The following is a 23182-nucleotide window of genomic DNA, read 5'->3' as shown; positions in this document are numbered from 1 at the left end:
TCTTGAAATTGTAATATCTACAAAAATAGTGATTTTTTGTGAGTTTTTATGCCTTAGAGTGATGCTTTATAAGTATTTTTGTTTGTCAAAAAAAATATAATGCCGTTGCTTTTAAACTCAAAACTTCCTGAGGTTCAAACGACTATTTTTACAAGAATGTCTATGTTGGCTCAGCAAGAAAATGCTGTAAATCTTTCACAGGGTTTCCCCGATTTTTATCCGGATGAAAAGTTATTAGAGAATATTGGTAAATATGCTGTAAAAGGTTTTAATCAATATGCTCCGATGATGGGTGTAGAACCGTTGCGTAATGCAATTTCTGAAAAAGTAAAGTATTGTTATAGTATAGATTATAGCCCGGAATCTGAAGTGATGGTTACAGCAGGCGCAACAGAGGCTCTCTTCTGCTCTCTTGCTGCGTTGGTGAATGCAGGAGATGAAGTTATTGTCTTTGAACCGGCGTATGATTCTTATATTCCGGTGATCAGACTTTTTGGAGGAATTCCTAAAACGGTAAAACTCCATTATCCCGATTATAAGATTGACTGGTCGGTTGTAAAGCAACTGATAACGGATAAAACAAAAATGATCATCATTAATAATCCGAATAATCCGGCTGGGAATATTCTGGATGCAGAAGATATTTCCCAATTGACAGCTTTGGTTGAAAATACTAACATCGTTATTCTAAGTGATGATGTGTACGAAAATATTGTGTTTGACGGTAAAAAGCACCTAAGCCTTAGTCAATCCCAGTTAAAAGACAGAAGTATTATTGTGGCTTCTTTTGGGAAGTTGTATCATATTACAGGTTGGAAGCTGGGCTATGTGCTTGCTCCGGAATCTATTATGCAGGAGGTGAAAAAAGTGCATCAGTACAATGTATTTAGTGTGAACACGCCTGCTCAGTATGCTATAGCGGAGCTTTTGCAAAATCCGGATAGTTACACCGGATTGTCAGGATTCTTTCAGAGGAAAAGAGATTTATTAGCAAAAGGTTTGTCAGAAATTGGCTTTGATGTTTTAATTCCTGAGGCTACTTATTTTCTGTCTGCTTCTTATAAAAAGTTTTCAGATTTGGAAGATTTAGAATTTGCTCAATGGCTGACCAAGGAACATAAAGTAGCTACAATTCCGTTTTCTTCTTTCTATGAAGATGGGACGAATGAAGGTGTAATACGCTTCTGTTTTGCAAAAAAGAATGAAACAATAGAACAGGCACTGGACAATTTACAGAAGCTGGTGCCACTATTTTAGTATTAGCCTTGACAAGGCTCTATAATACAATAAAAGCTTCCCATGGGAAGCTTTTATTGTATATTTTGAGTGATTATTTACACATTAAATCTGAAGTGCATAATATCGCCATCCTGTACGATATATTCTTTTCCTTCTACTCCAAGTTTACCAGCTTCTTTAATCTTAGCTTCGGTACCATATTGAATATAGTCGTTATACTTGATTACTTCTGCACGGATAAATCCTTTTTCGAAATCAGTATGGATAACACCAGCAGCCTGTGGAGCAGTCCACCCTTTTCCGATAGTCCATGCTCTTACTTCTTTTACTCCGGCAGTAAAGTAAGTCTGAAGATCTAATAAGGTGTATGCTGTACGGATAAGACGATTTACACCTGGTTCTTCTAATCCAAGTTCTTCAAGGAAGATTTGTCTTTCCTCAAATGTTTCCAATTCGTTGATGTCTGCTTCGATCTGAGCAGCTAAAACGATAGTTTCAGCATTTTCAGATTTTGCCATAGCTTCAATCTTTTCAATCCAAGGATTACCGTTTTTTACAGAATTCTCGTCTACATTACAAACGTAAAGAACCGGTTTGTTTGTTAGCAATTGGATTTCAGAAATAATTCCGGTCTGGAAATCATCTGCAGGAAATTCTCTGGCATTTCTTCCGCTTTCGATAAATTCTGAAAGTTTTACTAAAGTTTCGTAAGCCAAAACATCATCTCTCTTACCAGATTTTGTTAATTTTTTAGCTTTATCCACTGCTTTAGATACTGCTTCTAAGTCCTTAAGTTGTAATTCGATGTCGATAATGTCTTTGTCTCTTAATGGATCAACAGTACCTTCTACGTGAGTAATGTTGTCATTTTCAAAACATCTTAGTACGTGAATAATAGCTTCACATTCGCGGATGTTAGCCAGGAACTGGTTTCCTAAACCTTCACCTTTACTAGCACCTTTTACAAGTCCTGCGATATCTACAATCTCTACAACTGCAGGTAAAACTCTCTCTGGTTTTACAAGCTTTTCCAGTTCGAATAAACGCTGATCCGGAACAGAAACAGTCCCTACGTTTGGTTCTATAGTACAGAATGGATAGTTAGCGCTCTGAGCTTTGGCGTTACTTAAACAGTTAAAAAGAGTTGATTTACCTACATTGGGTAAACCTACGATACCACATTTCATTAAAAAATAATTTGTGCAAAGATAACGTTTAAACTGTTTATTTGAAAATCTGGTTTTCAGGAGTGTATTGAATATAAAAAATCCCAACATAAAGTCGGGATTTAAATATTTTTAAAGTTCAGGTTTATAACATAATAACCCCTTCTATCTTAGCTGTTTCTTTATATAGCTTTATTACGTGCTCTGCATCCAGAACAAATGCTACGATGGTACAACTCATGTATTTTCCATTACTACTTTCCCGTGTTGAAAACGTATTTTTGGTTTCATCGAAAACTTTATAAATATCAGTCAGCAGACTTGGATTGTTTTCGATAATGAATTTGAAAGTATAGTCCTCCGGAAAATTATGATGCTCTTCCAGCTGTGTATGCAGCTTTTTGTAAAATTCTTCCGGGTTAGGTGCTTTGTTAATATTGTTTTCCTTGTTCATGATCTTTATGTAAAACCTTATAAAAGGTTAGTGAAATAATGCTGCAATTTAATAAAACTTAGATTATTTCCATGCATTAGGATTGGTAACGTTGTTTACCTCGTAATTTTCAATTACATAGAATAGTCCGTTTACCATCTGCTCGGAAGCTAATCTGGTGATTGGTGATGCGGCATTTACATTATTTTTCTTATCTGTTCCCAAAATTGTCCCCAAGATGCCACTGATGCTGCTTCCGCTTAGTGCAGTATTTACACTTTTTACGATTCCGTATTCGTTAAGTTTTGCATCTACCTGCGGCTGAATAGCATCAATTAATTTTTCTCTTGTTTTGTTTTTCAGGTAAGCTGTAGCAGCTCCTTTTCCGCTGGAAGCAATGTTAATTGCATCTGTAACGGTCATTTCTTTAATGGCCTGAGTTACGATTGGTTTAGAAGTGTTAACAGTAAGTTTTGCCGCTTCAGCAATATATTGTTTCTCTTTTTTTACAAGATTACCTAATCCTACAGACTCCAAAGTATTGTTTACCTTGCGAAGTTCTTCTGGCATTGCAGACTGAATCAGTGCATTAGTCATGAATTCCTGTGGATTTCCTAATATACTGAACCCCTGGCTGCTGGCATTGAAAAGAAGATTTTGTAATGCACCAACCCCCATTGTTCCGCCTAAATTTGAACCACACGACATAAGGCTTCCGGCCGTTAATACACCTGCAGTGAGTACAAAAACTGTTTTTTTCATAAGTGACTTATTTTTGCTGTTTGTGACAAATAGTATTCCAAACTCTAAATCTGTATAAAGTTTTATATAGCTTTTAACGATTATTAAACAAAATTAGTACTTGTTTTTAGCTATATTTGTTAGGTGCCTGGTCTTGGGTTATTTGTGATAATTGGTATCCGGCTCTTTTGTCTTTTAAGAAGGAGATAACAGATTAAAATGTATAGAAATGAAACCAGAAAGTTTAAACAAAGCAGGGAATGTATTTTATTTAATATGCCGGATGAGTATAGGCTTATTCTTTTTTATTACAGGCCTCAATAAATTGTTCCATCCAGTTTTTCAGGGCTACATGCTGAATACAATGACTAAAATTGGTTTTTCAGATCCTCAGCTTATGGCACATTTTGTAGCATTTAATGAAGCCCTGTGGGGATTATTGCTATTACTGGGTTTACTGACAAGGCTTAGTTCTTTCTCGCTCATCATCATTATGATCGTAGCACTTACCACTAAAGATATTCATTCTATTCCTACAGAACTTATTCCGATTGATCCTAAGGTAGGCGTCCGTCCAATGGATAATTTTACGTGGCTTACTTATTTCTTCTTTCTTCCACAAGTTTTATATATTATGCTGTTGGGATTATTTTCCTTTTACGGATATAAGATTTTTGGATTGGATTATTTCCTTAAAAAGAAAAAAGCATACTCTTCCTGGTAGAAGAATATGCTGTTATTTTAATAAATCTAAAGTTTCTGAATGTTTAAACGTGTCCTTTAGAAATGTATACTACTTTTTTGGTATCGAAAAATTCTCCCTCAAAATAATTTTTCAGATTAAAGATTTCTGCTTTAATACCTGCTAATTCTTCTGCTAGTTCTCCGCCTTTAAGGTATAGAACACCATTGTGTTTAGGATTGAAATTCTCTTTTTCGAATTTACCTTTCAGCCATGTAAGGAAAACAGGCATCTGGGTAACTGCGCGGCTAACAACAAAGTGAAACTTTTCATTAATCTGTTCAGCTCTGGCATGGTATGTTTTTACATTTTGTAATCCAAGACCCTCGGCAACAGCATTTACTACAGTAATTTTTTTTCCGATACTGTCCACTAATGTAAAATGAGTGTCCGGAAATAAAATAGCTAACGGAATACCCGGAAATCCCCCACCAGTACCAATATCCAGTACTTTAGTGTTTTCTGCAAAAGGCATTACTTTAGCAATTCCTAATGAATGTAAAATGTGCTTTTCGTATAAAGCATCCATATCTTTTCTGGAAATTACATTTATTTTCTGGTTCCATTCTTCATACAGGTTTTCCAGTTTTTCGAACTGTTCTTTCTGTTTTTCAGTTATATCGGGGAAATACTTTAAAATAAGGTCTGCTGACATACTTTGTTTTTAGAGCACAAAAATAATGATAATTCCACGAAAAATTTCGGATAATCCGTTACCTTTGTTAGCAATAAAAATTAAAAACTATGGAAAAATATTCGGATCGACTGAACAGATTAAGTTATTCTCAGACATTTGTAATGTCTAACAAAGTAAGAGAAATGCGCGCGCAAGGGGTTAATGTAATAGGTTTAACTTTGGGAGAACCAGACTTCGATATTCCGGATAATATAAAACAAGCAGCATTCGATGCTATCAATGAAAACTACAGCCATTACTCTCCTGTTCCGGGATTTTTGGAACTTCGTGAGGCTATTTCCAGAAAACTGAAAAGAGATAACAATCTGGATTATAAAGCAAATCAGATCGTGGTATCTAATGGTGCAAAACAATCTATTGTTAATGTACTTTTTGCTATTATCAATGATGGAGATGAAGTTATCCTGCCTACTCCTTATTGGGTAAGCTACGATGAAATGGTAAAAGTTGTTGGCGGAACAAGTGTTTTTATTGAAACTTCTATAGACACTGAATTCAAAATGACTGCAGAACAATTGGAAGCAGCAATTACTCCCAAAACAAAAGCAATTTTATATAGTTCGCCTTGTAATCCTTCTGGTAGTTACTATACCCGTGAAGAATTAGAAGCGATTGCAAATGTTGTGGCTAAATATCCTCAGATTACCATTATCTCTGATGAGATCTATGAATATCTTAACTATGAAGGAGAGCATACAAGTATTGCAGAATTCCCTCAGGTATATGAACAAACAGCGGTAATTAACGGAATGTCTAAAGCTTTTGCTATGACAGGATGGAGAATTGGTTACTGTGCTGCACCAACATGGTTGGCTTCAGCTTGTGATAAAGTACAGGGACAGATGACCTCTGGTGCTAATACAATGGCTCAAAGAGCTTCTATTATAGCATTAGATGCAGGAAAAGAACATTATCAGTCTATGATTGATTCTTTCCAGAAAAGAAGAGATCTTGTATACGATCTGATGAAAGAAATTCCTGGTTTTAAAGTAAATAAGCCTAAGAGTGCTTTCTATATATTCCCTGAGATTTCTTACTATATTGGAAAAACACTAAACGGGAAAGAAATTAAAGATTCTGACGACTTTGCAATGTTCTTATTAGACGAAGCTAAAGTTGCTTGTGTAGGCGGTGTTTCATTTGGAGCTCCGGAATGTATACGTTTCTCATATGCATCTTCCGAAGCAGACCTTATAGAAGCTGCCAAAAGGATGAAAGAAACCCTATCCAAATATTAATATATGAATTTTTTTAAGAAAATTACTATTGCAACTACTATTGCTGCAACATTCAGCAATATGTACTTTGCTCAAAGCCAGGAACACAACTGGAAAGAGGCTACATCAGCCGGATATACTTATAAATATGTAACGAATGATCCTACTTCAGCAAGGTATTATACGTTGAAGAATGGATTAACCGTTATTTTAAGTCCTACTAAAAAAGAACCCCGTATTCAGGCATATATTGCTACAAAAGCGGGTAGCAAAACCGATCCTGCAGATCATACCGGATTGGCTCACTATCTGGAGCATATGCTTTTTAAAGGAACGGATAAATTTGGTACAAAAGACTGGTCTAAGGAAAAACCGCTTTTGGATAAAATAGATGGATTATACGAAGAGTATAACAAAACAACAGATGTAGAAAAGCGTAAAGCTATTTACAAACAAATAGACCAGGCATCCGGAGAGGCTGCAAAGTTTGCAATCGCTAACGAGTACGACAAAATGATGGGTGCTATGGGCGGACAAGGCACCAATGCATTTACTTCTTTTGAACAGACTGTTTATACTGAGGATATCCCTGCTAATGCTATGGATAAATTTTTAGCATTGCAGTCCGAACGTTTCCGTGCTCCGGTATTGCGTATTTTCCATACCGAACTGGAAGCTGTTTATGAAGAAAAGAATCGTGGGTTGGATGATGACAGACGTAAAGTTTTCGAAACGATGTTTGCTGGACTTTTCCCGGAGAATAATTATGGTAAACAGACTACCATTGGTACTATCGAACACTTGAAGAATCCTTCTTTAAAAGCAATTCGCGAATACTATAACACCTATTATGTACCTAACAATATGGGAGTTATTATGTCAGGAGATTTTAATCCGGACGAGCTTATAGCTAAAATAGATAAGGCTTTCTCTTATATGCAGACAAAGCAAATCCCTGAATATAATCCTGGAAAGGAAAATCCTATTTCTGCACCTGTGGTAAAAGAAGTATGGGGACCTAATCCGGAGAATATTATGATAGGATTCCGTTTCCCTGGCGCTTCTACTAAAGATGCTCGTTTACTTTCGTTAGTTGGTGAAATGTTGACTAATGGACAGGCCGGACTTATTGATCTGGATCTGATTAAAAAACAAAAACTTCTGGGCGCATCAGCATTTGCATATCCTTTAAAAGATTATTCAGTAATGCTTTTACAAGGGAATCCTGTTGAAGGACAAACTTTGGATCAGGTTAGAGAATTATTGCTTCAGGAAATTAACAAACTTAAAAAAGGAGATTTCCCGGATGATCTAATCCCGTCTATTGTAAATAATGTAAAGAAAAATACAATTCAGGGTGATGAGAGCTATACCTCACGTGCAGGTAACCTGATGAATGAATTTACATCTGGTGTGGATCATAAATCAACATTGGATTATATCGGTGAGATTTCTGCTCTTACCAAACAGGATATTGTAAATTTTGCCAATAAATATTTTAATGATAATAATTATGTGGCTGTTTACAAGAGAAAAGGTGCAGACAAAAATGTAGTGAAAGTTGAGAAACCACCGATCACTCCGGTAGAAGTGAATCGCGATGCACAATCCCCTTTCCTGGTAAAGGTTAATAATATGCTTGAATCGCCTATAAAACCAGTATGGCTGGATTATAACAAGGACATTCAGAAATCTAAATTGGGCGAATTAAATATCCTTTCTGTAAAAAATACAGATAATGATTTGTTCCGTCTGCATTATTATTTTGGTGTAGGAAAATGGAATAACAAACTATTGCCTTTAGCGGCAAGCTATTTGGAATTCCTGGGAACTAAAAATAAATCTTCAGAAGATATAAGTAAAGATTTCTATAAGTTAGCGGCCAGCTTTAATGTAAGTGCAGGTAATGAAGAAACCTATATTACATTAGACGGTCTTAATTCAAATTTTGCGCAGACTATAAGTCTTTTTGAAGATCTTCTTAAAAACTGTCAGCCGGATGAAGAAGCTTTACAAGCATTCAAAGCGAGATTGAAAAAAGGAAGACAAAATGCGAAGCAGAATAAAAGTGCTATTATGGCCGGACTAAGAAGCTATGCTCAGTATGGCGCTCAGAATCCATTTAATAATGTACTTACAGATGCTGAATTAGATGCATTGAAAGCAGAGGATCTTGTCGCAATCTTACATGATTTGTTCAACTACAAGCATGAAGTTCTTTATTATGGGCCAAAAGCTGGAGCAGAGCTTGTTGCAACGCTGAAACCTCTTCATAAATCTCCATCTGCATTCAAAAACTTCACTCAGAGCAAAACATTTACTCAAACTACTTCGGATAAGAATAAAGTACTTTTTGCTGACTATGATATGGTTCAGTCAGAGGTAGCATGGTCCAGAAATTCCGATTTCTATAATGCTAAAGAAGTTCCGACAATTAGCTTATTCAACAATTATTTTGGTGGCGGAATGGGATCAATTGTATTCCAGACGATAAGAGAATCTAAAGCTTTGGCTTATTCTACTTCATCATACTATTCTACCCCAGGTAAAAAAGGTGACAGAGATGTTATTATGGCGTATGTAGGAACACAGGCAGATAAATTCAATGAGGCAACTGCTGCTATGAATGAATTGCTTACTACCCTGCCACAATCTGAAAAACTATTTACTACGGCTAAAGATGGATTAAAGAAAACATTAGCATCGGAAAGAATTTCTCAGGACGGAATTATTTTCAATTATATCAAAGCTCAGAAATTAGGGAACAATCTTGATATTCGTAAGAATATATATGAGCAAACCCAGACGATGAGTTTTAATGATATTAAAAACTTCCATTCCAAGGAGCTTAGTGGTAAGAATTATACTTACTGTATAGTGGCTAGTGAAAATAAAGTAAAAGAAGAAGATATGAAGAAGCTCGGTGAGTTTAAAAAGCTTACACTGGCTGAAATATTTGGTTATTAATAAGTAAAGATATAAGAGATTTCTGAAAATTATTTTGATAGATTTTATTTATTGAAAAATATTTTATCAATAGAATTTATATTATATCTTTGTGTCACAAAATTAAATAATCAATAATTATTAATTAATAAAAAACAGAAGAATTATGGCATTAGTAGGAAAGAAATTCCCAAATGTAACAGTAGACGCAATCTCCGATATGGGTGATAACCTAAGAATTAATATTCTTGAAGAGGCTGTAAATAAGCAAACTAAAGTATTATTATTCTGGTATCCAAAAGATTTCACTTTTGTATGTCCTACGGAACTTCACGCATTCCAGGATGCTACTGAAGAATTTGCAAAAAGAAACACTATCGTAATCGGTGCATCTTGTGATACTAACGAAGTTCACTTTGCATGGTTAAACACTCCAAAAGATAACGGTGGTATTGAAGGGGTAACTTATCCAATCTTAGCAGATACACACAGACATCTTTCTTCTATCTTAGGTATTTTAGATCAGGATGTAGACTATGATGATGAAACAGGTGAAGAAGTTTACTCAGGAGGTAATGTTACTTACAGAGCAACTTACTTAATCGACGAAACAGGGAAAATTTTCCACGAAAGCGTAAACGATATGCCATTAGGAAGAAATGTACAAGAATACATGAGACTAATCGATGCTTATACTCACGTACAAAAACACGGAGAAGTTTGTCCTGCAAACTGGGAAGAAGGTAAAGATGCAATGAATGCAGACAGAAAAGGTGTAGCTGAGTACCTTAGCAAGCACTAATCCGTAAAAATAAAATATAATGTGATAATTGGTTAAGTTAGCTTTTGCTGATTATCACATTTTTTATACCCAAATCTTAACAAAAAAATACAACGATGTTTTTAGAATTAACAGAAGATAAACTACAAGAAATTATAAACAGCAATGCTAAAGTGATGGTACAATATGGTGCGTCATGGTGTGGTAATTGCAGAATTATGAAGCCTAAATTTAAAAAACTGGCTTCAGAAAATGAAGATGTTCCATTCTACTATGTAGATGCAGAAAAGCTTCCTGAATCCAGAAAATTAGCGAATGTAGACAACTTACCTACTTTTGCGGCTTTTGAAGGAGGTCAGTTAAAAAATCAGGTTCAGACGAATAAAGCTGAAGTTTTAAACGAATTGTTCAACGAAATTAAAGCTTAAGACATGAAATTACCAATTATCAGACAACTATACCAAAACTGTACAGAAGAGCAATTAGATGCTACTCTGGAAGTATTGGAAAAATTCACTGAATTCAGAGGTGTTTCCGATGAAGACTTAGATGTTGCCGGAGAGCTTATTACCAATATTTGCGGAGCACAGGAAGTGCACGTTCAGGTAAAGGCCGGAGCCTCAGAAAAAGATGCCTTAAATGGCTTTGCCCAGAAAGTAATGGGAAGTATCGACAGATAAACCCGATATCTATATAAAAGCAGCCTGAACGGTTGCTTTTTTTATGTCTAAAAATTAACTTTGTAAGACAAACTAATCACAACATAATTATCAGTGCTATAATTATATTAAGACCAGAAACTTAAAAATAACCATATAGAAAATAAAAACATGAAAAGTATAAGAACTCTGCCCGAAAGAAAAACAATTGCCCTTGTAGCGCATGATCATAAAAAGGATGATTTGCTAAGATGGGTGCAGAAACATGCTGATAAGTTGACCAAACATAATCTAGTGGCTACCGGAACAACAGGGAAACTTATTGAGGAGCATTTGGGTGTAGAGGTTAAAAGAGTAATGAGTGGTCCTCTGGGTGGAGACCAACAGCTTGGCTCCATGATCGCACAGCGTCAGATAGACATTGTAATTTTCTTTTGGGATCCTATGGAAGCACAACCACACGACAGTGATGTAAAAGCCTTTATAAGACTTTGTGTTGTATGGAACACACCAATGGCATGTGATAGCGCTACTGCAGATTTTATACTCTCCTCTCCTTTTATGGAAACTGAATACCAGGCAGAAATACCAGATTATGAAGGTTATTTGAGAAGAAATATTCCAGAAGCATAAGCAGTACTTCAAATAAACATAGTATCATATCAGTTCCTGTCAAAAGTTTTAGGAATTCTGTTGCTGTCCAGTTCTTTATCGAAAGTCCAGGATATAATGTACCAACGGTTGTTTTCAAAGAAAAGTTGTATGCTGTTGATTCCTCTTCTTACGACAGGACCATCTTTTTCTAATTGGGTTTCGTAAGTGCTCCATACGTGAGCTATATTTCCGAAAACCCTTACTTCGCGGTTAATTTCCTTTTCATAGAAAGCAGTTTCTAAAACCATTTCGTCTGTTTCATGCTGAAATTCTCCGATTGACATAACGACTTGCTCCTGCTTTTCACCAGATCGATCTGTGAAAGAATAAACTGCTTTAGGATGGTGTAGAAACTTGTCTCTTTTCCATTGCCTTTCGGCTCCCTTTTCACCGGATACAACTTCGTATGAAGCTTTGATTATTGAGTCAATAGACAGAACATCTGCTATAAAGGAATTGTTTTCTGAACTTGATTGTAAGGACATAATTTGTTTTATTTTTCAACAAAACTATGATGTCTTCGGATGCTAGGAAAAGTTATTATTTACCTGCTGTAATTTTTTATTCAGCTGTAAGGTTTTGTTATTTAGCCTGAGTCTGGGATAATAAATTGATGAGAGAGTTTTTCATTTAGAGGAGTAATTTCTCTATACTATTCAGCAGACAGTCTTTGTAGCTTTTTGCAACAGATATTTTCTGTTCATTTATAATCAAATGATTGTCCTCAAAGTAATCTACATTTCTGAGATTGATAATAAATGAATTATGAACCCTCATAAATTCTTCCGGAAGGTTTTCAATAAGATCTTTTAGTGATTTATAATACACTAGTTTCTTATTACTGGTTGTAATAATTTCCACATAATTGCCAAGTCCCTTAATGATAGAGATTTCGGCAAAATTTAATTTGATTAATTTCTTTCCTGATTTAATAAAGGTATATTGTTTTTCAGACATATATAAAATTATATTCCAATGGTGTTTATAAAGCAGGCACAAACGGAAAGTCTGTGCCTGTATATAGTTTATGATGAATCAGAAGCTAGATAATATTAATCTTCTTTTCTTTTTTCAACCAATATAATATCTCTCCAGGTTCCATCAGGCATCTTGCCTATTTTCTCTCGAGTACCAACAACCTTGAAACCACATTTCTGGTGAGTATTCAGACTTGCTTTGTTTTCAGGGAAAATACCGGATTGCAAAGTCCAGAAACCATTCTCCTCGCTTTCATTAACCAGTCTGCGAAGAAGCAGTGTACCAAGTCCCTGCCCTTTTGCAGCATTAGAAAGATAAATACTTACTTCTGCAACACCGCTGAAGCAAGGTCTTTTGCTTACAGGAGACAAAGCTGCCCATCCTATAACCGAGCTGTTTTCATCAGTTATTACAAGCCTGCAGTTCTCATAGTGATTGATTTTCCAGGCTTCCCAAGTTGGAACATTTTCTTCAAATGTTGCATTATTCCCGTCAATCCCTTCTTTGAAAATATCCAGTACCAACTGACCGTCGGTTTCCTGCATGTTTCTGATTTCAAAATTATCCATAATCCAAATTACAATTCTTTTTTCAAAAATTTAGCTGTAAGGCTGTTTTTGTTTTTAATAATCTGTTCAGGAGTTCCTTCTGCAACAATCTTACCACCATGTTTACCCCCTTCCGGTCCTATATCTATAATATGATCTGCCATCTTTATAACATCCATATTGTGCTCTATAATGATAAAAGAGTTACCCATATCTACCAATTGCTCTATTGCATTTAGCAGGACTTTAACATCCTCAAAATGAAGTCCGGTAGTAGGTTCATCTAATATATAAAGTGTATTTCCGGTTTGTTTTTTAGCCAGTTCAGTGGCAAGTTTTATACGCTGAGCTTCTCCACCGGAAAGTGTTGTAGATTGTTGACCTAAGGTAATGTAACCTAAACCAACATCCTGCAAAGTTTTAACCTTTGCAAAAATTTTAGGTATGGGCTGGAAGAATTCTACAGCCTCATTAATGGTCATATCCAGCACATCGGAAATAGATTTTCCTTTGTAACGAACCTCCAGTGTTTCTCTGTTGAAGCGTTTCCCGTTGCAGGTTTCACAGTGTACATAAACATCCGGAAGGAAATGCATTTCAATAAGCTTTAATCCCGCACCCTGACAGGTCTCGCATCTTCCTCCTTTTACGTTAAAAGAGAATCTTCCCGGTTTGTAACCACGTATTTTGGCTTCAGGAAGTTCTGCAAACAAGTTTCGTATATCTGTAAATACTCCTGTATAAGTTGCAGGGTTGGAACGTGGTGTTCTTCCGATCGGAGACTGATCTACATCTACAATTTTGTCGATATTATCTATTCCCTCAATACTTTTATATGGTAAAGGTTCCTGTACACTTCTGTAGAAATGTCTGTTAAGAATCGGATATAACGTTCCGTTAATCAGAGAAGATTTTCCGCTTCCGGAAATACCGGTTACCACAACCAATTGTCCTAACGGTACTTCAAGATTTACATTTTTAAGATTATTCCCTTTCGCCCCTTTTAAAACGATTGATTTACCATTTCCTTTTCTTCTTTCTACAGGGATTTCTATTTTTCTCTTACCAGTAATATAGTCAGCCGTTATGGTATCTGCCTTTATCAACTCATCTGGTTTTCCCTGCCATAGAATCTCTCCACCGAATTTTCCTGCTTTAGGGCCAATATCCAGTACGTGATCTGCTTCCAGAATCATATCTTTATCGTGTTCCACAACAATAACGGAGTTACCAATATCTCTAAGGTTCTTAAGAGAGTTAATAAGCCTTTCGTTATCACGTTGATGGAGACCAATAGATGGTTCATCCAGAATATAAAGAACATTTACCAACTGAGACCCAATTTGGGTTGCCAGACGGATACGTTGAGACTCTCCTCCGGAAAGTGTGCGGGTTGCACGGCTAAGACTTAAATAATCTAATCCTACATCCAAAAGGAAGCCCAGGCGGCTCTGAATTTCTTTCAGAATTTCATGGGCAATAATTTTATTTTTTTCAGAGAATTTATCTTTAACTGCTTCCAGCCATTCCTGAAGTTCGGAAAGTGAAAGAGCGCTAACTTCTGAAATATTTTTTCCGTCGATTTTAAACTGTAAGCTGGAAGGCTGCAATCTTGCTCCATGGCAGTCCGGACAGACTTCATCGGTAGTAAAATGCCTTTCTATTAATGTAGCTTCATAGTTTTCTTTATCTTCTACAACCTGTTCCAGGAAAGGAATAAGCCCTTCGAAGTTTATTTTAATCTTCTTACTGATTCCGGCATGCTTCAGATCTTTTACAATATCCTGATGACAGCCATTGTATATAAGCTCTAAGGCTTCCTCAGGAATTTTGTTAAAAGGCGTGGATAAATCCAGATCATAAAGGTCTAAAATAGATTTGATCTGAGTAAGCAGCCATTTATTATTCTTAATATCTTCAAGTGGTAATAAAGCGCCCTGATTAATAGAAAGCTTAGGATTTTCTACAAAAAAGTCTGTATTAATCTTCTTTATATTACCCAGTCCTTTACAGGTTGGGCAGCTACCCTTCGGAGAGTTAAAAGAAAAAGTATTGGGCTCTGGTAAAGGTATCGACTCCCCTGTTACCGCATCCATAAGGTTTTTACTGAAGTACCTAAAGTTCTCTTCTCCAAACTTCTGTACCATTACAATCCCCTCTCCCAGATGCAATGCTGTAGAAAGAGACTTCTGGATTCTTGCTTCAGAAGCGGCCTCTCCTATAATTAGACGGTCCACAACAATTTCTATATCGTGAGTTTTGTATCTGTCCAGTTTTAGATCAGGTTCTATATCAATTAATTCACCATCTACTCTGGCCTGTAAATATCCTTTTTTGGAATATTGGGCAAAAAGCTCACGGTAATGTCCTTTTCTGGATCTTACAACTGGAGATAGTAATAGTATTTTTTGACCGTTATAGCTTTCACGGATAGCTTCCAGAATTTGCTCCTCGGAGTAACCAATCATTTTATCTCCGGAATCTGCCGAATAAGCATCGGAAACTCTTGCAAAGAGCAAACGGAGATAATCATACAGCTCGGTAACTGTACCTACTGTAGAACGTGGGTTTTTAGAAGTTGTTTTCTGTTCGATAGCGATAACCGGGGATAAACCTTCTATCTTGTCAACATCAGGTCTTTCCAATCCACCTAAAAACTGTCGGGCATAGGCCGAGAAAGTTTCGATATATCTTCTTTGACCTTCTGCAAATATTGTATCAAAAGCCAGTGATGATTTTCCGCTACCAGAAAGCCCTGTAATAACGACTAATTCGTTACGTGGAATTTTTACGTTAATGTCTTTCAGGTTGTGCTCGCGGGCACCATACACTTCAATGAAATCTGTGTTTTCCATAAGGTTACAAAGATAATGATGATTTGTGAAATTTCAGGAATAGATATGCTTTTAAAAATAAAAATCCCGGACTTACCGGGATTTTTATTTTAACTATAGAAATGTTATTAATTAACAAATGTATTGTAACTGGAAATAATAGAGTCATAGTAGTTGTCTAGTGTTCTCATATCGCTATCGGATATTTTTCCGGAACCTTTAGCATCTCTCATTAGCTTTCTCAGATTATCCATATAATTTCCTACATTCTTATTCAGGTTATCATAGCTTGTACCCTTGTATTTACTTTGTGCATCACTGGTTTCAAATTTTAGTGCCTTATTGGCTTCCCATAATTTATTTACGTCATCATAAGCTTTCTGACTTTCGGCTTCATTATATTTACCATCTGTATACTGCTTATTGAAGGTTTCATAAGAATTGTCGATACTGTTAAGCATTGACTTGGAAGACAGGATATATTTTTTCAGTGGATGATCTTTTAGCGTAATTTCTTCAGCAGCATCAGCGGCAGGTTTTATTTTAACCAAAATTCTTTCAGCAGCATCAACAAAATCTTTTGCACTCGCTTCTATTTCTGTCTGAATTTTTTTTGCTTTAGCTCCTTTATCATCTTTATAGTCTTCAGCAGACATATAAGACTTTAATTCTTCATACTTTCCTTTGATAGAAGCACTGGTATCACTAAAAATTTTAAAATCCTTTTCGATATCACCTTTTACTTTGCCAAATCCTGCCGGTACAGATTCTATCTTATCCATTGGACTTTCGAATGACGGAGATACCATAGACATAATTAATACATCTCCACCGCTGGATTTTTTAACAGCATCATTAGAGTATTTTATAACACTTTCTATATTGCTTGTACGGCTTTTATACTGCTTAAGAAACTTATTATTAAAGTCTATTACAGCATTGGCATCATCCTCTTTTACTTCAACCGTACTATTTTTAGAGCCCGTAGCGTCTTTTTTACAACTTGTCATAAACAAAGGTAATGCAGCTAAAACAGCTATGGTTATGGTCTTTTTCATAATGGAATTTGTTTTGTAAGAGCCAATCTACAAAAAAACTTGGTCAAAATAAAATTTGAAGAGATAAAGAAAAATGAAAATAAAATAAAAAAGTTGTAACCTTTTTGTTATTTCATACGTATATATAATTGTAGCCCATAATTCGTGGGTGAGTATTTATACTATGAGACAACTTAAAATTACCAAGCAGGTTACCAACAGGGAAACTGCATCGTTGGACAAGTACCTTCAGGAAATCGGAAAAGTAGAATTGATTACAGCTGATGAAGAGGTAGATTTAGCACAGAAAATTCGCGCAGGAGACAGAGTAGCTTTAGAAAAACTAATTAAAGCTAACCTTCGTTTCGTAGTTTCTGTATCTAAACAATACCAGAATCAGGGGCTTTCTCTTCCCGATTTGATTAACGAAGGGAATCTTGGTTTAATGAAAGCTGCGAAACGTTATGACGAGACCAGAGGGTTTAAGTTTATTTCTTATGCAGTATGGTGGATTCGTCAGTCTATTCTTCAGGCATTGGCAGAACAATCAAGAATTGTTCGTCTTCCTTTAAACAAGATTGGTTCTATTAATAAAATTAATAAGGCCTACGCTCACTTGGAGCAGGAAAATGAAAGACCGCCTTCACCAGAAGAATTGGCAGAAGTACTAGATATGAGTGAAGAGGATATTAAAGAATCCATGAAGAACTCAGGTCGTCACCTTTCTATGGATGCTCCATTAGTTGAAGGTGAAGATTCTAACCTTTACGACGTTCTTCGCTCAGGTGAATCTCCTTCTCCTGATAAAGATTTGATGCTTGAATCTCTACAGATTGAAATAGAAAGAGCATTGAATACTTTAACACCAAGAGAAGCCGATTTAGTAAGATTGTACTTCGGGTTAAACGGGAAACACCCTATGACTCTTGAAGAGATCGGAGAAACATTTGATCTGACCAGAGAACGTGTACGTCAGATTAAAGAAAAAGCTATTAAGAGATTAAAGCATAACAGCAGAAGTAAAATTCTTAAATCTTATTTAGGAAAGTAATTCTGGCTGAAACAATGACAAGATTGTAAATTTAATATGGGACAAAGTTTTTAATAAGCTTTGTCCTCTTTTTTATCTAAGAATATAAATTAAGTAATAAGTAAAAAGTAAAAATGAAAAACAAACTAATTGCTCCGTCGGTACTTTCGGCAGACTTCGGAAATCTGCAGAGAGATATTGAAATGATTAACAACAGCGAGGCAGACTGGTTTCATGTGGATGTAATGGACGGGCGTTTTGTACCTAACATTTCTTTTGGTTTTCCTGTAATGAAGGCTATTAAAAAACATGCTAAAAAGTTTATCGATGTACATTTAATGATTGTAGAGCCTGAAAAGTATGTAGAAGAGTTTGTAAAAGAAGGTGCAGATTTGGTTACTGTTCATTATGAGGCATGTACTCACCTACACAGAGTCATTCACCAGATTAAAGATCTGGGAGCAAAGGCTGGTGTGGTACTAAATCCTGCTACTCCGGTGTCTGTTTTAGAAGATATTATTGCGGATCTAGACTTAGTACTTTTAATGAGCGTAAATCCTGGCTTCGGAGGACAAAAGTTTATAGAAAATACCTACAAAAAAATCTATCAGACAAAAGCATTGATTGAGAAATACAATTCTAATGCTTTAATTGAAATTGATGGCGGCGTAAACCAACATAATGCAGCTAAGCTTTTTGAAGCCGGAGCTGATGTACTAGTTGCCGGAAATGCTGTATTCTCTGCGGAGAATCCAGCGGCTATGATTGAAGAACTGAAGAAGTAATTTCTGACAGCATAATATGTCTTTATGGCATAAAAAAACCGGAAGAGAACATTTCTTCCGGTTTTTTATATTAATTTAAATACTACCAGTCGTTGCTTACAAAGTTTCCATTAGCATCGAAGCTTAGCTTGATGTTGGTTGTAAGTTTAACAAAGTAACCTTTTACATTTTTGTTAATGTAGATAATGTCCTTGGAAGGATAATTTGTTTTTACATAAGAAGAAATATTTGCAGGTACAGCCGCTGCAGGAACTGCTTTTACTCTACTATCAATTGTTACCCAATCTCCATTTGTATCGAAGTCTAGTCTGCTGCCATCAGCTAATTCGACTGCATAGAAAAACTTGTTATCCCCCAAATCAGCTCTTCTTACCTCTTTAACCTGAACGTCTGCATACGAAGTTCTGATAAGCGCCTGGGCCTTTGCAGGTAAATCAGTTGATTTTACTTCCTGAGTCTCAACTGCAATATCTCCACCATCATTGCAGGAAATAAATGCCGTACTCAGTGTAAAAACGCTTAAAAGGGTCAAAAATACTTTTTTCATAATTCTAATTTTAATGCTTTTTATATAGATATAACATTATTTAATGCTTTTTATTGTGCAGAATATTGAAATAGTACTAAAATAAATCACAAAAAATTAAATAAATAAAAAAAACGACCTCATAATGAGATCGTTATTTTATTTTTTCTGAAAGAAATTAATTAGAAAATTTCTCTTCCAGCAAAGTGGAAAGAAGCTTCAATTAAAGCATTTTCATCAGAATCTGATCCGTGTACTGCATTTTCACCAACTGACCTTGCAAACATTTTTCTGATTGTTCCTTCAGCAGCTTCAGCAGGGTTTGTAGCACCGATAAGTTTTCTGAAGTCTTCTACAGCATTTTCTTTTTCAAGAACAGCAGCAACGATAGGTCCAGAAGACATGAAGTCTACTAATTCTCCGTAAAAAGGTCTTTCTGCGTGTACTTCATAGAATTTTTTAGCATCAGCAATAGTAAGTTGAGTTAACTTCATTGCTTTGATCTTAAACCCTGCTTCTGTAATTTTTCCTAAAATTGCTCCGATGTGACCGTCTGCTACTGCATCTGGCTTAATCATCGTAAAGGTAATTTGTCCTGACATTGTGTATTAAATTTTACAAGGCAAAAATACAAAAATCATTTATTTTTTAGCCAATAAAATTCTGTTAGGGAAAGAATAATAATTTTTTTGAAAATTATTTTTTTATTGGCACAAATTTTGTTAATTTGTACTCGATTCTCATGTTTAATTTGAGTTTTCATGGTTATTAGTTTTTACCCTGGCTTCGGCCAGGGTTTTTCGTTTTTATAAGGCATTAAAAAAGAGCCTTTTAAAGGCTCTCTCTTATTATTTTATGTTTATATTTTTCTTATTTCTTTGTTTTTAGCTTCAGAAAACGGATAAATATTAACCCAATTCCAAAGAAGATTGTCATAGAAAGAGCCGCAAATCTCATATTATTGTACTTTTCTATAAGCGTTGCAAATATAAAAGTACCTAAAATGATCGCTACTTTTTCCAACACATCATAAAAACTGAAGTAAGTTGTATTCTCCATACTATCCTGTGGCAATAGCTTACTAAATGTAGAACGGGACATTGCCTGTAAACCTCCCATTACAAGCCCGACAATTCCGGCAACACCATAGAACTGATATTCTACATTGGGATTTTCTTTGTTCAGGTAATAAGCAGATAAACATGCCACCATCCATAATATAACAGCAATACTGATTACATTCTTGTTTCCTATTTTTCTGGACAACCATGAGAAGAATATAGCTCCTATAATTGCTTCAATTTGGATAACAATAAGGGTAAGGATTAATTTTTCCTGAGAAAGATTAATTTCACTTTTACCAAATAATGTTGCCATTAAGAAGATTGTCTGCATTCCTACACTATAGAAGAAAAAACTTATAAGAAAGTATTTCAGGTTGGGTGTTGTGAACAACTTGTTCCCTGCTCTGAACAATTCTCTAAAGCTTTCTTTCGTAATCTCCTTATAGAAAAGAATATTTTCCTTTACTACATGGGCATAACCTCCGTTATCCTTATGGGTTTTGAAGAAATTTTTAATATTCAGTAATACTATATCTTTTGGTAATTTGTCTGTAAGTTTCCCAAATTTCGGAAGATGCTTAAAAGTATACTGAGAGAAACCAAACCACCATGCTCCGGTTAGAAGGAAACTGATTCGTGTAAGTATCATGGCCTGTTTTGGTGTCTGTGCTACTACCATGATTAGTAATAAACAGATTACAACAAGGATTACAGAACCGATATAACCATAGATATATCCTTTGGCGGAAAGCGCATCTTGTTGGTCAGGTGTTGCAATATCCGGTAAGAATGAATTATAAAATACCAAACTTCCCCAGAAACCAACACTGGCTGTAATACTAAATAATAATCCAAGAAAAACAGTATGCATACTGGTAAACAATGCTAACCCCATACAGGAAGTAGCTCCCAGATAACAGAAGAACTGCAGGAAAGATTTTTTATTCCCTATAGTATCTGCTAATGCTGACAAAATAGGTGATAACAATACCACGATCAGAAATGATATGGTAAGAGAATAGCCATAAACAGCATCCGGATGATATTCGTTGCCAAAAAGTTTGATAGTGTTCCTTACCGGAACTTTTATCCATTTATGGCTTGCTGCAACATATTCATTTTTCTCATATGCTGTTGTAAGAATAGCATAGTAAATAGGAAAAATAGTTGATGTTATAACTAATGAATATACTGAATTTGCCCAATCATAGAAGGCCCAGGCCTTCATTACCTTTTTGTTGTTTTTGGTATTCTCTGTTATCATGGAATAGTTTATAATTTGATAATTTTAGATGTTTTCTATAACAATAGCAGATGCTCCGCCTCCACCGTTGCAAATAGCAGCAGCTCCATACTTAGCATTGTTTTGTTTAAGTACATTGATAAGCGTTACAATAATTCTGGAACCAGAACTTCCTAGTGGATGTCCTAATGCTACTGCTCCACCATTTACATTAACTTTAGCAGCGTCCAGACCTAATATTTTGTTGTTAGCCAGGCCAACAACAGAAAACGCTTCGTTAAACTCGAAGAAATCTATATCATTAACTGTTAAGTTAGCTTTCTTTAATGCTATTGGTAAAGCTTTTGCCGGTGCTGTAGTAAACCATTCAGGAGCCTGTGCAGCATCAGCATAAGAAACTATTTTTGCCAGTGGCTTTAGCCCTAGGCTTTCCATTTTCTCTTTAGACATTAATACTAAAGCTGAAGCTCCGTCATTTAACGTAGAAGCATTAGCTGCTGTAACAGTACCGTTTTCTTTTTGGAATACAGTTGGTAATGTAGGAATTCTGTCGAATTTTACATTTTTATATTCTTCATCTTCAGCGAAGATTATAGGTTCTCCTTTTCTTTGCGGAATACTAACAGGAACAACTTCTTCTTTGAATTTCCCTTCTGACCAAGCTTTTGCGGAACGCTCATAAGACTGAATCGCAAATGCATCCTGTTCTTCACGGGTAATATTGTATTCTTTAGCACACAGTTCAGCACAGTTTCCCATGTGTTGTTTGCTGTATACATCGGTAAGACCATCTTTCAGAAGACCATCTTGTAATTTGATGTCTCCTAGCTTTACGCCATTTCTTCCATCGATATAATGTGGAACCTGGGACATATTTTCCATACCTCCTGCTACGATAGCTTCAACATCTCCAGCCTTGATAGACTGAGCTGCCATCATAACCGCTTTCATACCGGATGCACAAACTTTGTTTACTGCTGTAGTTGGTGTTGTATTCGGAAGACCTGCTCCTAATGCAGCCTGTTTTGCAGGCGCTTGTCCTTCTCCGGCCTGTAATACATTCCCCATGTATACATCCTGAATTTCTGCAGGATTTAAATTTATTTTATCTAAAGCACCTTTTATGGCTACTGCTCCCAACTGAGTGGCAGGAACACCTGAAAGGCTTCCCATAAAACTTCCCATAGGAGTTCTTACTGCAGATACGATGAATACTTCTTTCATTACTATTTTATTTTTAGGGTTTATAAATTTTGATTTTCGATCTTGTTGCTTTTCGCTAAAAGCATTAGAAAGGCTCCTGAGAATTCAAAAAGCCATCCCCATGACAATTTTACAATTCCTGCCATGGTGTTTTGTAGTCCTTTAAAAGGAATAAAGCTGAAAAAGTTCAGTGATTTGGCTTTTATAGCAAATAATGTGATAGTGAAGAGGCATAATAAAATTATAGCCAGAATGCGGGTAAACTTTACTTTATTGAATATTATACTGGCAAGTGCAACAGATGATACAGACCATACCATAATGGCCATGGTGTGATCCAACTTCCAGTAACCCCAGTTGCCTACGAGAGGGATGTGAACTAAGGGAAGAAAACTACCTGCAAATACTAATAAACAACTTACTAAAGGCACATTCTTCATAGCTAAATTTATCCCACTAAAATACAAAAAATACTTATTTGTAAGGTATAGTGTTTCTGCTGTATTAAATGGTCTGGTATAAAGAAAGCATTGCGCTATTGCACAATGCTTTCCGTGGCAGATAAATTAAACTTAAATTTTATTTTTAATAAATCAGAGTTTACCCAAAGACACCAAATATAATCATCAAACTACTGAATGGTTATGCTACAGAAAATC

General features: G+C 35.7%; 24 protein-coding genes. 10 read left to right on the top strand and 14 right to left on the bottom strand.

Going from position 1 to position 23182, the window contains the following annotated elements:
- The first annotated feature begins 99 nt into the window (after positions 1-99).
- Entirely contained in the window at positions 100-1257 is a 1158-nt protein-coding gene (locus C8J95_RS05735; protein WP_107809384.1) for a methionine aminotransferase, read from the top strand.
- A 77-nt stretch (positions 1258-1334) separates the two neighbouring features.
- On the opposite strand, the gene ychF is transcribed toward C8J95_RS05735, so the two are convergent.
- The 3 genes from ychF to C8J95_RS05720 all read right to left on the bottom strand — a co-directional run bounded on the left by ychF (position 1335) and on the right by C8J95_RS05720 (position 3600).
- Positions 1335-2426, bottom strand: a complete 1092-nt coding sequence (gene ychF / locus C8J95_RS05730) for a redox-regulated ATPase YchF (protein ID WP_034867224.1) — start codon at positions 2424-2426, stop codon at positions 1335-1337.
- A 124-nt stretch (positions 2427-2550) separates the two neighbouring features.
- Positions 2551-2859: a YbeD family protein gene (locus tag C8J95_RS05725; RefSeq protein WP_059153969.1), complete on the bottom strand. Its 309-nt coding sequence runs from the start codon at positions 2857-2859 to the stop codon at positions 2551-2553.
- Between the two features lie 63 nt (positions 2860-2922).
- Positions 2923-3600 (bottom strand): DUF4197 family protein, encoded by a 678-nt coding sequence (locus tag C8J95_RS05720; protein ID WP_107809383.1) that lies wholly within the window; start codon positions 3598-3600, stop codon positions 2923-2925.
- Positions 3601-3808: 208 nt separating this feature from the next.
- Between C8J95_RS05720 and C8J95_RS05715 the strand changes: the two genes are divergently transcribed.
- Positions 3809-4303 carry a DoxX family protein gene (locus tag C8J95_RS05715; RefSeq protein WP_107809382.1) on the top strand — a complete coding sequence of 165 codons (495 nt, stop codon included), beginning with the start codon at positions 3809-3811 and terminating at the stop codon, positions 4301-4303.
- 43 nt (positions 4304-4346) lie between these two features.
- Here C8J95_RS05715 and rsmG read toward each other — a convergent pair whose 3' ends face one another.
- On the bottom strand, positions 4347-4976 hold the full coding sequence (gene rsmG, locus C8J95_RS05710; RefSeq protein ID WP_078401962.1) for a 16S rRNA (guanine(527)-N(7))-methyltransferase RsmG: 630 nt from the start codon (positions 4974-4976) through the stop codon (positions 4347-4349).
- 89 nt (positions 4977-5065) lie between these two features.
- On the opposite strand from rsmG, the gene C8J95_RS05705 reads away from it, so the two are divergent.
- From C8J95_RS05705 to C8J95_RS05680, 6 genes are all read left to right on the top strand, one after another.
- Entirely contained in the window at positions 5066-6256 is a 1191-nt protein-coding gene (locus C8J95_RS05705; protein ID WP_107809381.1) for a pyridoxal phosphate-dependent aminotransferase, read from the top strand.
- Positions 6257-6259: 3 nt separating this feature from the next.
- Positions 6260-9202: a pitrilysin family protein gene (locus C8J95_RS05700; RefSeq protein WP_107809380.1), complete on the top strand. Its 2943-nt coding sequence runs from the start codon at positions 6260-6262 to the stop codon at positions 9200-9202.
- Positions 9203-9347: 145 nt separating this feature from the next.
- The gene (locus C8J95_RS05695) at positions 9348-9983 is read left to right on the top strand and encodes a peroxiredoxin (protein ID WP_059153975.1); all 636 of its coding nucleotides are present in this window, start codon (positions 9348-9350) and stop codon (positions 9981-9983) included.
- A gap of 95 nt (positions 9984-10078) precedes the next feature.
- Positions 10079-10390: a co-chaperone YbbN gene (locus C8J95_RS05690; protein WP_034867070.1), complete on the top strand. Its 312-nt coding sequence runs from the start codon at positions 10079-10081 to the stop codon at positions 10388-10390.
- A 3-nt stretch (positions 10391-10393) separates the two neighbouring features.
- The gene (locus C8J95_RS05685) at positions 10394-10642 is read left to right on the top strand and encodes a hypothetical protein (RefSeq protein ID WP_107809379.1); all 249 of its coding nucleotides are present in this window, start codon (positions 10394-10396) and stop codon (positions 10640-10642) included.
- Positions 10643-10792: 150 nt separating this feature from the next.
- Positions 10793-11254: a methylglyoxal synthase gene (locus C8J95_RS05680; RefSeq protein ID WP_059153977.1), complete on the top strand. Its 462-nt coding sequence runs from the start codon at positions 10793-10795 to the stop codon at positions 11252-11254.
- Positions 11255-11283: 29 nt separating this feature from the next.
- Here C8J95_RS05680 and C8J95_RS05675 read toward each other — a convergent pair whose 3' ends face one another.
- From C8J95_RS05675 to C8J95_RS05655, 5 genes are all read right to left on the bottom strand, one after another.
- The gene (locus tag C8J95_RS05675; protein WP_107809378.1) at positions 11284-11760 is read right to left on the bottom strand and encodes a hypothetical protein; all 477 of its coding nucleotides are present in this window, start codon (positions 11758-11760) and stop codon (positions 11284-11286) included.
- Between the two features lie 145 nt (positions 11761-11905).
- Positions 11906-12232 (bottom strand): LytTR family DNA-binding domain-containing protein, encoded by a 327-nt coding sequence (locus C8J95_RS05670; protein ID WP_107809377.1) that lies wholly within the window; start codon positions 12230-12232, stop codon positions 11906-11908.
- Between the two features lie 95 nt (positions 12233-12327).
- Entirely contained in the window at positions 12328-12822 is a 495-nt protein-coding gene (locus C8J95_RS05665) for a GNAT family N-acetyltransferase (protein ID WP_107809376.1), read from the bottom strand.
- 8 nt (positions 12823-12830) lie between these two features.
- The gene (gene uvrA, locus C8J95_RS05660; protein ID WP_107809375.1) at positions 12831-15656 is read right to left on the bottom strand and encodes an excinuclease ABC subunit UvrA; all 2826 of its coding nucleotides are present in this window, start codon (positions 15654-15656) and stop codon (positions 12831-12833) included.
- A gap of 107 nt (positions 15657-15763) precedes the next feature.
- Positions 15764-16693, bottom strand: a complete 930-nt coding sequence (locus tag C8J95_RS05655) for a DUF3829 domain-containing protein (protein WP_107809374.1) — start codon at positions 16691-16693, stop codon at positions 15764-15766.
- A 163-nt stretch (positions 16694-16856) separates the two neighbouring features.
- Between C8J95_RS05655 and C8J95_RS05650 the strand changes: the two genes are divergently transcribed.
- A complete protein-coding gene (locus C8J95_RS05650; RefSeq protein ID WP_009088483.1) occupies positions 16857-17723 on the top strand; it encodes an RNA polymerase sigma factor RpoD/SigA in 867 nt (288 codons plus the stop codon).
- 113 nt (positions 17724-17836) lie between these two features.
- A complete protein-coding gene (gene rpe / locus C8J95_RS05645; protein ID WP_107809373.1) occupies positions 17837-18487 on the top strand; it encodes a ribulose-phosphate 3-epimerase in 651 nt (216 codons plus the stop codon).
- Positions 18488-18569: 82 nt separating this feature from the next.
- Here the strand turns inward: rpe and C8J95_RS05640 are convergent, their stop codons facing one another.
- From C8J95_RS05640 to C8J95_RS05620, 5 genes are all read right to left on the bottom strand, one after another.
- Complete coding sequence (locus C8J95_RS05640; protein ID WP_107809372.1) at positions 18570-19034, bottom strand: PepSY-like domain-containing protein; 465 nt, start codon at positions 19032-19034, stop codon at positions 18570-18572.
- Positions 19035-19195: 161 nt separating this feature from the next.
- A complete protein-coding gene (locus tag C8J95_RS05635; protein WP_034867050.1) occupies positions 19196-19615 on the bottom strand; it encodes a nucleoside-diphosphate kinase in 420 nt (139 codons plus the stop codon).
- Positions 19616-19883: 268 nt separating this feature from the next.
- Complete coding sequence (locus C8J95_RS05630) at positions 19884-21341, bottom strand: MFS transporter (RefSeq protein WP_034867047.1); 1458 nt, start codon at positions 21339-21341, stop codon at positions 19884-19886.
- A 24-nt stretch (positions 21342-21365) separates the two neighbouring features.
- Positions 21366-22544 (bottom strand): acetyl-CoA C-acyltransferase, encoded by a 1179-nt coding sequence (locus C8J95_RS05625; protein ID WP_107809371.1) that lies wholly within the window; start codon positions 22542-22544, stop codon positions 21366-21368.
- Between the two features lie 20 nt (positions 22545-22564).
- Entirely contained in the window at positions 22565-22963 is a 399-nt protein-coding gene (locus C8J95_RS05620) for a hypothetical protein (RefSeq protein ID WP_107809370.1), read from the bottom strand.
- Between the last annotated feature and the right edge of the window lie 219 nt (positions 22964-23182).

This window comes from Elizabethkingia sp. YR214 (genome assembly GCF_003058195.1).
Classification (GTDB): Bacteria; Bacteroidota; Bacteroidia; order Flavobacteriales; family Weeksellaceae; genus Elizabethkingia.
Note: the sequence above shows the minus strand (reverse complement) of the source record. Positions and strands in the feature narration are given on the sequence as shown.

Excerpts from the sequence above, each read along its gene's own strand:
- C8J95_RS05640 (WP_107809372.1), bottom strand. The coding sequence starts at position 19,034 with ATGAAAAAAGTATTTTTGACCCTTTTAAGCGTTTTTACACTGAGTACG.
- rpe (WP_107809373.1), top strand. The coding sequence starts at position 17,837 with ATGAAAAACAAACTAATTGCTCCGTCGGTACTTTCGGCAGACTTCGGA.
- C8J95_RS05695 (WP_059153975.1), top strand. The coding sequence starts at position 9,348 with ATGGCATTAGTAGGAAAGAAATTCCCAAATGTAACAGTAGACGCAATC.
- C8J95_RS05700 (WP_107809380.1), top strand. The coding sequence starts at position 6,260 with ATGAATTTTTTTAAGAAAATTACTATTGCAACTACTATTGCTGCAACA.
- C8J95_RS05735 (WP_107809384.1), top strand. The coding sequence starts at position 100 with ATGCCGTTGCTTTTAAACTCAAAACTTCCTGAGGTTCAAACGACTATT.
- uvrA (WP_107809375.1), bottom strand. The coding sequence starts at position 15,656 with ATGGAAAACACAGATTTCATTGAAGTGTATGGTGCCCGCGAGCACAAC.
- C8J95_RS05620 (WP_107809370.1), bottom strand. The coding sequence starts at position 22,963 with ATGAAGAATGTGCCTTTAGTAAGTTGTTTATTAGTATTTGCAGGTAGT.
- C8J95_RS05675 (WP_107809378.1), bottom strand. The coding sequence starts at position 11,760 with ATGTCCTTACAATCAAGTTCAGAAAACAATTCCTTTATAGCAGATGTT.
- C8J95_RS05680 (WP_059153977.1), top strand. The coding sequence starts at position 10,793 with ATGAAAAGTATAAGAACTCTGCCCGAAAGAAAAACAATTGCCCTTGTA.
- ychF (WP_034867224.1), bottom strand. The coding sequence starts at position 2,426 with ATGAAATGTGGTATCGTAGGTTTACCCAATGTAGGTAAATCAACTCTT.
- C8J95_RS05685 (WP_107809379.1), top strand. The coding sequence starts at position 10,394 with ATGAAATTACCAATTATCAGACAACTATACCAAAACTGTACAGAAGAG.
- C8J95_RS05720 (WP_107809383.1), bottom strand. The coding sequence starts at position 3,600 with ATGAAAAAAACAGTTTTTGTACTCACTGCAGGTGTATTAACGGCCGGA.
- C8J95_RS05705 (WP_107809381.1), top strand. The coding sequence starts at position 5,066 with ATGGAAAAATATTCGGATCGACTGAACAGATTAAGTTATTCTCAGACA.
- C8J95_RS05670 (WP_107809377.1), bottom strand. The coding sequence starts at position 12,232 with ATGTCTGAAAAACAATATACCTTTATTAAATCAGGAAAGAAATTAATC.
- C8J95_RS05635 (WP_034867050.1), bottom strand. The coding sequence starts at position 19,615 with ATGTCAGGACAAATTACCTTTACGATGATTAAGCCAGATGCAGTAGCA.
- rsmG (WP_078401962.1), bottom strand. The coding sequence starts at position 4,976 with ATGTCAGCAGACCTTATTTTAAAGTATTTCCCCGATATAACTGAAAAA.
- C8J95_RS05715 (WP_107809382.1), top strand. The coding sequence starts at position 3,809 with ATGAAACCAGAAAGTTTAAACAAAGCAGGGAATGTATTTTATTTAATA.
- C8J95_RS05650 (WP_009088483.1), top strand. The coding sequence starts at position 16,857 with ATGAGACAACTTAAAATTACCAAGCAGGTTACCAACAGGGAAACTGCA.
- C8J95_RS05725 (WP_059153969.1), bottom strand. The coding sequence starts at position 2,859 with ATGAACAAGGAAAACAATATTAACAAAGCACCTAACCCGGAAGAATTT.
- C8J95_RS05655 (WP_107809374.1), bottom strand. The coding sequence starts at position 16,693 with ATGAAAAAGACCATAACCATAGCTGTTTTAGCTGCATTACCTTTGTTT.
- C8J95_RS05630 (WP_034867047.1), bottom strand. The coding sequence starts at position 21,341 with ATGATAACAGAGAATACCAAAAACAACAAAAAGGTAATGAAGGCCTGG.
- C8J95_RS05625 (WP_107809371.1), bottom strand. The coding sequence starts at position 22,544 with ATGAAAGAAGTATTCATCGTATCTGCAGTAAGAACTCCTATGGGAAGT.
- C8J95_RS05690 (WP_034867070.1), top strand. The coding sequence starts at position 10,079 with ATGTTTTTAGAATTAACAGAAGATAAACTACAAGAAATTATAAACAGC.
- C8J95_RS05665 (WP_107809376.1), bottom strand. The coding sequence starts at position 12,822 with ATGGATAATTTTGAAATCAGAAACATGCAGGAAACCGACGGTCAGTTG.